7 protein-coding genes and 4 tRNA genes are annotated in these 8,068 nt (G+C 52.6%); 8 read left to right on the top strand and 3 right to left on the bottom strand.

What is annotated here, in order from left to right; translation table 11 throughout:
• Nucleotides 1-167 precede the first annotated feature (167 nt).
• From EKM97_RS11450 to EKM97_RS11440, 3 genes are all read right to left on the bottom strand, one after another.
• Nucleotides 168-815 (bottom strand): VTT domain-containing protein, encoded by a 648-nt coding sequence (locus tag EKM97_RS11450; protein ID WP_125572516.1) that lies wholly within the window; start codon nucleotides 813-815, stop codon nucleotides 168-170.
• Nucleotides 816-945: 130 nt separating this feature from the next.
• Entirely contained in the window at nucleotides 946-1,497 is a 552-nt protein-coding gene (locus EKM97_RS11445) for a hypothetical protein (RefSeq protein ID WP_125572515.1), read from the bottom strand.
• A 28-nt stretch (nucleotides 1,498-1,525) separates the two neighbouring features.
• On the bottom strand, nucleotides 1,526-2,509 hold the full coding sequence (locus tag EKM97_RS11440) for an NAD(P)/FAD-dependent oxidoreductase (protein ID WP_191985994.1): 984 nt from the start codon (nucleotides 2,507-2,509) through the stop codon (nucleotides 1,526-1,528).
• A gap of 111 nt (nucleotides 2,510-2,620) precedes the next feature.
• On the opposite strand from EKM97_RS11440, the gene EKM97_RS11435 reads away from it, so the two are divergent.
• From EKM97_RS11435 to EKM97_RS11400, 8 genes are all read left to right on the top strand, one after another.
• Nucleotides 2,621-3,205, top strand: coding sequence for a peptidylprolyl isomerase (locus EKM97_RS11435; protein WP_125572513.1), 585 nt, complete (start codon nucleotides 2,621-2,623; stop codon nucleotides 3,203-3,205).
• Nucleotides 3,206-3,268: 63 nt separating this feature from the next.
• Nucleotides 3,269-3,646, top strand: a complete 378-nt coding sequence (locus EKM97_RS11430) for a CvfD/Ygs/GSP13 family RNA-binding post-transcriptional regulator (RefSeq protein ID WP_125572512.1) — start codon at nucleotides 3,269-3,271, stop codon at nucleotides 3,644-3,646.
• A gap of 389 nt (nucleotides 3,647-4,035) precedes the next feature.
• A tRNA-Asn gene (locus tag EKM97_RS11425) sits at nucleotides 4,036-4,108 on the top strand.
• 139 nt (nucleotides 4,109-4,247) lie between these two features.
• Nucleotides 4,248-4,319, top strand: a tRNA-Glu gene (locus EKM97_RS11420).
• 4 nt (nucleotides 4,320-4,323) lie between these two features.
• Nucleotides 4,324-4,396: transfer RNA gene (locus EKM97_RS11415), tRNA-Thr, on the top strand.
• Between the two features lie 635 nt (nucleotides 4,397-5,031).
• A complete protein-coding gene (locus tag EKM97_RS11410; protein WP_125572511.1) occupies nucleotides 5,032-6,498 on the top strand; it encodes a peptide MFS transporter in 1,467 nt (488 codons plus the stop codon).
• A gap of 12 nt (nucleotides 6,499-6,510) precedes the next feature.
• A complete protein-coding gene (locus EKM97_RS11405) occupies nucleotides 6,511-7,323 on the top strand; it encodes a metallophosphoesterase (protein ID WP_125572510.1) in 813 nt (270 codons plus the stop codon).
• 75 nt (nucleotides 7,324-7,398) lie between these two features.
• Nucleotides 7,399-7,479 (top strand) — tRNA-Tyr (locus tag EKM97_RS11400).
• Nucleotides 7,480-8,068 lie beyond the last annotated feature (589 nt).

Below are 8,068 nucleotides of genomic sequence, written 5' to 3'. Positions count from 1 at the left end.
GAAGCGCAAGTGCACTCCTGCCGGAGTTGCCGACCCCACCGCCCACCTAGTAGTAGTTGTGAAAACGCCGCAGAGGCTCGGCGCGACTCCGTCGCCAAAATGCTTACGCTGACGGACAGCGACAACAAAAAAGCACCTTACCGAAACTACCGGTAGGGTGCTTTTGCTTATTCTGCAGTCTTTTTACTACGACCACGGATAGCCGTAACCGCGATTGGAATCAAGGAAACGATGATGATGCCGAGGACGATGGCGGAGAAGTGGGCCTTCACGAAGGCGGTGTTCCCGAACCAGTAACCCGCACCGCAGCACAGTGCCACCCAGGAAACCGCCCCGAGCAGGTTGTACGGAAGAAAACGCCGGTAGGTCATGGTTGAGCCGCCCGCAACGAACGGGATGAACGTGCGGATAATCGGCATGAAGCGTGCTAGGGTGATCACGATGTCGCCCATGCGGTCGAACAAGCCTTCCGCCTCGTGCAGCTTCTCCTCGTTAATATACTTGCTGAGGAACGCGTTCTTTGTCGCCGCCTGGCCCAACTTTTTGGAAATGTGGAAGTTGACGGAATCACCAAGCACACAGGCGAGTAGGAAAAGACCCGCGAATACCCAGATGTTCAGGTGGTAAACACTGTTGGCCGCGAGCGCGCTGGCCGCGAAGAGCAGCGAATCCCCTGGCAGGAAGGGCAAGATAATCGCCCCTGTTTCAATGAAAATAACGGCAAACAGGATGAAGTAAGTGGAACTCCCGAATGTTTGCACGATTGTCACCAAGTGATCGTCGACGTGCAGAATGAAGTCGATTAATGTACCCATTGTGTCCTCCAAGAATTAGTTAGCTACAGTGTACCTGATTTAGGAGACAGTAGGCGGAAATTGTGGCATCTTTGCAAAATTTTGATTAATTGTTGCGCTGCTGTCGCTTTAAGACAGCAGCGAGTCATATCTAAGCAATTTTGGCCTGGAAATCCTGCAGATACTTGCGTACGTCTGTAAATTGCGGGTCATTGATTGCCGCGGTGATTACCACGCGCGCGGCTTGCCCATCTGCGGTATCTGGTAGTTGCTGCAATTCGTCAGCAACATTGTCGAGCCACATACCGGCCATGCCAACGGAAATGACGCCTTTAGTGCGGTCCTCAATCCATGGAAAGAGCTGGATGATTTCCAGGAGGGCACTGATACCTTCCGCCAGCTTACCGCTCTCGGCTAATTGCAGGTCCTGGGAGGCGAGCTCATTGAGGTCATCAATCATATCGTAGGCCGCACTGGTGCTGGCATACGCATGTGCGTATTGGGCTTGGTACTTGCTGAGCACTTCACGCTGGTGTTTGTAGGCCTCATCACCTAGACGTGCAATGTCGGTCAGACCGAGCACCTTGGCCACGGCATCGGGGGCCAAGGTGGCGACGTCTAGCATGGCTTGCTTTAGTTGGTACGGGCCCATGTCCGCGAGGCGTGCGGCGATTTGTTCCATTTGGTAGTCGTTACTTGCCATGATTTTGTCTCCATTAGAGAATTCCTGATTACAACTTTAATTCAGAGGAGTGCAGATTCTGGCGCAGTTCAGGGTGAATTGCACTCATGATACTGCTGACTGCGGTGGGTGCTTCGCCGAAGCCGCTAGCAATTAATTTTTGCTTGCCAGGGTAGGTGACCGCATCGCCAATCGCGTAAACGTGGTCGAGGTTGGTGGCGTAACTGGCGTCCACCTTGATTTGGCCGTGCTCGAGCTGCAGCCCCCAGTTGCGTAGCTGCCGGTTGTCGCTGGCAAAGCCGTAACTCACTAGCAACTTATCAGCCGTGATGGTTTGTGGTTCAGCGTCGCGCACGGGGCGCAGGCTTAAGCTGAGACCGGTCGCGGTTTCGCTAACCTCCTTAATGAGGTATGGCGTCAGCAACTCGACAGTGCTGTTTTCCAGCGCGGTGACGCTACTTTCCAGACCGCGGAACTGATTGCGGCGGTGAATCAGCCGCACCGATTTAGCAATGGGTTCCAGCGCAAGTGCCCAGTCAATTGCTGAATCACCACCACCAGCAATGACCACATCCTGCCTTGCAAAAGTGTTCAGGTCAGGCGCAATGTAGAAAATTTTGTCATTCACAAGTGTTTTGTCGTGCGGTGCAGCCAGGGGCCGCGGTTCAAATGCACCCGCACCGGTAGCGACGATGACGCTTTTGGCACGGTAGTTCTGTGCGTCTGTCGTGAGCGTCACCCCGGTGGCATCAGGGGTAATTGCGGTGACCTTGGTGTTCAGCTGGACGTCCGGCTTGAAGCGGGCCATTTGCTGGTCGAGCTTACTGGTCAGTTCATCGGCACGCACCGCGAAGAAACCGGCGACGTCGTAGATTTGTTTCTGGGGGTAGAGGGCTGCGGGCTGACCGCCCAGTTGCGGCGTGCTCTCCAGCAGCAGCACGTCGGCGCTGCGCAGACCGGCGTAGAAGGTGGCGAACATCCCCACGGGGCCGCCGCCAATGATGGCAATGTCGTATTCGTGTTCCATTTTTATCGTGTCCTTTCGCTGCCTCTAAGTTTACACAATTTCCCGGGTAATGACACGGTGGTCAAAGTGGCTTAACTTCGGTATCATGGGTAGGTTAAATATGGAGGGAAAAACAACATGACATACAATCAGCTTGAACTTGCGCAGTACGAAGGCCCACGTGCGATTCTGAAGACGAATCACGGTGACATCAAAATTGCGCTGTTCCCAGAACAGGCACCTAAGACCGTTGCTAACTTCCTTGGCCTTGCCAAGAAGGGTTACTACGACGGTATCATTTTCCACCGCGTCATCAAGGACTTCATGATCCAGGGCGGCGACCCAACCGGCACTGGTGCCGGTGGTGAAAGCATCTACGGCGGTAGCTTCGAAGACGAATTCAGCAATCAGCTGTTCAACCTTCGCGGCGCACTGTCCATGGCCAACGCTGGCCCCAACACCAACGGCAGCCAGTTTTTCATCGTGCAGAACAAGAACATTAATGGCGGCTTCATCGAACAGATGCAGGCTGCTGGTTACCCTGACGACATTGTGGAAGCCTACAAAAATGGTGGCACGCCTTGGCTTGACCACCGCCACACGGTATTCGGCCAGGTTGAAGCGGGCATGGACGTTGTGGATGAGATTGCGGACGTTGCCACCTTGCCAGGCGACAAGCCAGCAGAAGATGTTGTCATCAACAGCATCGAGGTTCAGGACTAGCATTTTGCTTTGTGGCGATAACTGGTATACTGATTTGGAAATCTAATGGAATGAAGTGGCAGAATGGATTATCGAATCGGTGACATCGTTACTGGCCGGATAACCGGGATTCAGCCCTATGGTGCCTTCGTTGCGCTTGACGACGAGGAGCAAGGACTCATCCACATTTCCGAATGCCAGCACGGTTTCGTCAAGGGAATCCACGAACTCTTCCACCTTGGGCAGAATGTTCAGGTCGTAATCCTGGACATTGATGAATATAGTCATAGAATCAGCTTGTCAATTCGGGCGCTGCAGGCACCGCCGGCTTTATCACCACGCCGGCGCCGCAAGCACTACTGGACGACAAGAAAACTGCACACGGGATTCGCACCGATTGCGGCGCGGCTTCCAGGGTGGGTGACGGATTACACCCAGCACGACGAAACAGAGCGTAGTTAGTATATATAGGTGCGAGAGTGGACCGCGATGCGGTTAGCTTCCGAGCACTAACGTTAACAGCCACCAACTCCCGCTTTTTGGGAGTTGGTGGCTGTTTTTACATAAGCGCTCGGAAGCTGCGTGGCGGTCCACGTTTTAGGCTGGTTTCTCACTTTTGATCAGATTGATTAGAAGGGGGCCGACACCGATGAAATGAAGAATAATCGAAGCCATCAGCTTTCGGAGAATTACATCTGTGTCTGAGGTGTTTTGTGCTCTGACTGTCTGGCCTGTTGACGTCGCCGTGAAGTGCCCGAACAATCTGCAAAATTTACGTCTCAAAATGCGACTTTTATGCTTGACCGCAAGGCGTTCTCTTGCTAAGATATAAAACGTTGTTGAGTTGTTATTCCGGTTTAGCTCAGTTGGTAGAGCACCTGACTGTTAATCAGGTTGTCGTCGGTCCGAGTCCGACAACCGGAGTTGCCAGTCCCGCCGCGTGCGGGACTTTTTTAACGGCACGAAGATACTCACGTCTTGATTTAAGACAGTCCGTAGTTTTTTGACGGAAGGGACTAGACAACTATCTGGCTTCCTAGTATAATCTTTTGTGTTGTGAAATGGCCCGTTGGTCAAGTGGTTAAGACACCGCCCTTTCACGGCGGTAACATGGGTCCGAATCCCGTACGGGTCATTATGCCGGCTTAGCTCAGTTGGTAGAGCATCGGTATCGTAAACCGAGGGTCAGGTGTTCGAGTCACCTAGCCGGCAGCATTAGCTCCTAGCAGATTGCTAGGGGCTTTTTTGTTGCCTAAATTAGAAATGCAGTGGATCCGACAAGCTGCGGCGAATGGGCGAAATTGTTGCGCGCGTGCGCCGTAGTGTCAGCAGTAGTCGCCACAAACGCTGTTGCAACAGCGTTTGCCAGCACCATTCGTGGGCTTACCGATTCAACACCACCTGCCACACAGACAATGAGACGCGCAGCTGTGTGCTTAGCTAACCTTAATTATTAGATACACAGCTTTAAGCGCGCGCGAATCCGAAAAAGATGAACACTTGTGTACAAATAATCAATTAATACTGCCTTAAACCAGCAAAATGGGGAAGACAGCGCTTTTCTTTATGACAGTCGTGAGCAAGTTGCACACGAAAATGTGAACTTAAGCGCCAAAATACCAGCGGTCATTAATCCTGATATTATTTGTATCTAAATAATGAATAATTTTGTCACGGTTGTCCTCATAATCATTTGTGTCACAGTTTACATTTGTATAAAATATTAACTTATTAACAAAAGTGTTGTGACACGGGTACGGCGGGCGTCGACCATTAACGGCGCGTCTCAATGTCCTTTTGCCACGGGCCTGAGTTATTTTGCCTGAATGAAAGGATGTACTAGTTAAATGAATAAGGATCAAGATAAGGCGTTCTTCGGTCAACCGCGGGGGCTTGCGACCCTTGCGTTCACTGAATTCTGGGAACGTTTCAGTTACTACGGGATGAAGGCCATCCTGCTGTACTACATGTACTTTGCCGTCACCAAGGGTGGCTTGGGTATGGACAAGGCAACGGCCATGTCCGTTACCGCCATCTACGGTTCCCTGGTGTACTTAAGCAGCATCATCGGGGGCTTTGTCGCTGACCGGCTTTGGGGTGGTCGGCGCACCGTATTCATCGGTGGGATTTTCATCATGTTCGGCCACATTTTCCTCGCGCTACCATTTGGCGAGCTGGCACTTTTTGCCTCGATTGCACTCATTGTCATCGGGACGGGGCTACTGAAACCAAACATTTCCGAAATGGTCGGCGGTCTGTACAGCCAAGATGACGTGCGCCGTGATAGTGGTTTCTCCGTGCTGGTCATGGGGATTAACCTCGGGAGCTTCATCGCACCGTTGGTTGTTGGTTGGCTCGGTCAGCAGGTGAACTTCCACCTGGGCTTCTCACTTGCTGCTATCGGGATGGCCATTGGGTTGTTCTTCTACGTCATTGACGGTAACAAGTACCTGAACAAGGATGACAACCAGGCACCAGACCCACTGCGTCCTGAAGAAGCCAAGCCTCTCATTGTGAAGCTCGTGCTCGCACTGATTGCCATTATCGTTGTGCTCGGCATCATGGGCGTAACCGGCAATCTGAACCTGACCAACGTGATTAACCTGATTACCTTAGTTGCGATTCTCATTCCAATTGCCTACTTTGTGATGTTCCTCACCAGTAAGAAGGTTTCCGATGTTGAACGCAGTCGCGTTTGGGCTTACATTCCGCTCTTCATCGCCGCTGTCATCTTCTGGGCAATTGAAGAACAGGGTTCCGTCGTTCTGGCCATGTTTGCCCAGACGCAGACGAACCTGAACTTCATGGGCTTCACCATTCCGGCAAGTTGGTTCCAGAGTTTGAACCCACTGTTCATCATCATCTACACGCCATTCTTTGCCTGGCTCTGGATGCACATGGGCAAGAACCAGCCAAGCAGTCCGAAGAAGTTCACCCTTGGTTTGATTTTTGCCGGGCTGAGCTTTATCGTAATGATGTTGCCAGTCGGCATCTCTGGGGTGCACACGCTCGTTTCCCCATTGTGGCTGGTACTGTCATGGGCGATTGTTGAAGTTGGGGAACTGCTGATTTCCCCAGTCGGACTGTCCGTCACCACGAAGCTGGCCCCACGTGCTTTCCGTTCACAAATGATGAGTATGTGGTTCCTGGCAGACGCTGCCGCACAAGCAATCAACGCCCAGGTTGTTAAACTCTACACACCAGGCAATGAATTCCTGTTCTTCGGCATCGTTGGTGGGGCAACGGTAGTGCTCGCAGTGCTGCTGATGTTCCTCACGCCGCGTATCGAGAAGCTCATGGCTGGTGTCAACTAAGGTGGACTTGTCATGCGCATTGCGTTTAGTTCTGATAATCATTTAGATATTAATCGCGTAGAAGTCTCAGCCGTGATCACGGCTCAGGCTTCTTTCTTGTCTATGCGGGGAATTAATTACTACGTGAACACGGGGGATACCTTCAACGATTTTGCCAAAACGCAGGCCTTCTACGCCCAGCTGCAACAGACTGTGGGGCCGCAGACACAGGTGCGTTACCTAGCGGGAAATCACGACATGTTGCGCGGGGCGACCTATGCACAGCTGGAAGACCAGACCGACCCGCGCTATCTGAACGGCAAAATAGAAGTGATTGGCCCAGATGCAGTGCTGATTGGCGACAATGGCTGGTACGACTACAGCTTCGCGCCGGCGGAACTGACGCTATCCCAGTTGCAGCACTGGAAGCGTGCCTTTTGGGTCGATGGCGTTATTGAGCAACCCATGAGTGATCAGGAGCGGTTTAAGATTAGCCTCGAGCGCACGGCCAAAATGCTGACGGCAGCGGCAGGCCGCCGCGTGTTCTACGCCACTCATTTTGTACCTGATTTGCGCTTCTTGAATCCACGAATGTTGGCCGATCAAAAGGTGGGTCGCTACGCTGCGGCATTTCTGGGTAGCCGGGCGATGAGCAATCTGCTCAGTCAGTATCCGCAGGTAACAGCGGCATTTGGCCATCTGCACCAGCGCGATGGCATCCGTGAACTTGATGGAGTGACGTACGTCCATAATCCGGTTGGCTACGGCACAAAGCGGCGTCACGAGTGGCAAAGTGCAGACTTCATGACGGAGTGGCAGAGTAGCCTTGAAATTATCGATTTTTAGCACAAAATGGGCTTGCTTTTTTTCTGGGGATTAGATAAGATATTTATCGTTCCTGGTACAGGAACAAGCCTATATGGAGGATTAGCGAAGAGGCTAAACGCGACGGACTGTAAATCCGTTCCTTCGGGTTCCTAGGTTCGAATCCTAGATCCTCCATCTTGAGCAGTCACCTGTTGGCGGCTGCTTTTTTATTGTCGTTGTCCGTCAGTGTAAGTTCGCGCCCGCAAGGGTGCGACCTGCACTTTAAGCAGCTTTCTCAACGCCGCAAGGCGGTGGGGTCGGCAACTCCGGTGGTGGTGCGCTTGGGCTGCGCTCCGGGAACTACGTCGGGCGGGGACCACTTCAGCCCGCTATCGCGGTCTTCCGCTGGCGGAGTTGCCGCAAGAACAGCGTCAACTCCGCGCTCCCGAGATGATTGTGTGCAGCCACGACGGCAAGTGCGGCCGTCCTGTCTCCAGACAATCATCTTTTCGCCCGACTCCGTTCCCTGCGCTTCGCCCAAGCGCACCACAATCTCCGTGGCCGACACGTTATTGAGTGGGGACAGTACGACTAACGATTGCGCGACGGGTACAAGTCAGATTGACCTCAATTAGAGATTGAAATCACGGTGACAGAAGGTGTTAGGTCATTGTCACTGTGTCTACCGGTTCGTTGATGTGTCACACCGCACATGATATGAAATCATCAGGTTAACGTCGCCCGGAAATAACACCACCACAGTATTGTGAATGCACATAGGGTC

Origin of the sequence: Lacticaseibacillus songhuajiangensis, from assembly GCF_003946025.1 — a bacterium.
Lineage (GTDB): Bacteria > Bacillota > Bacilli > Lactobacillales > Lactobacillaceae > Lacticaseibacillus > Lacticaseibacillus songhuajiangensis.
The sequence above is the reverse complement of the archived record's forward strand: the minus strand, read 5'-3'. Positions and strand labels throughout refer to the sequence as shown.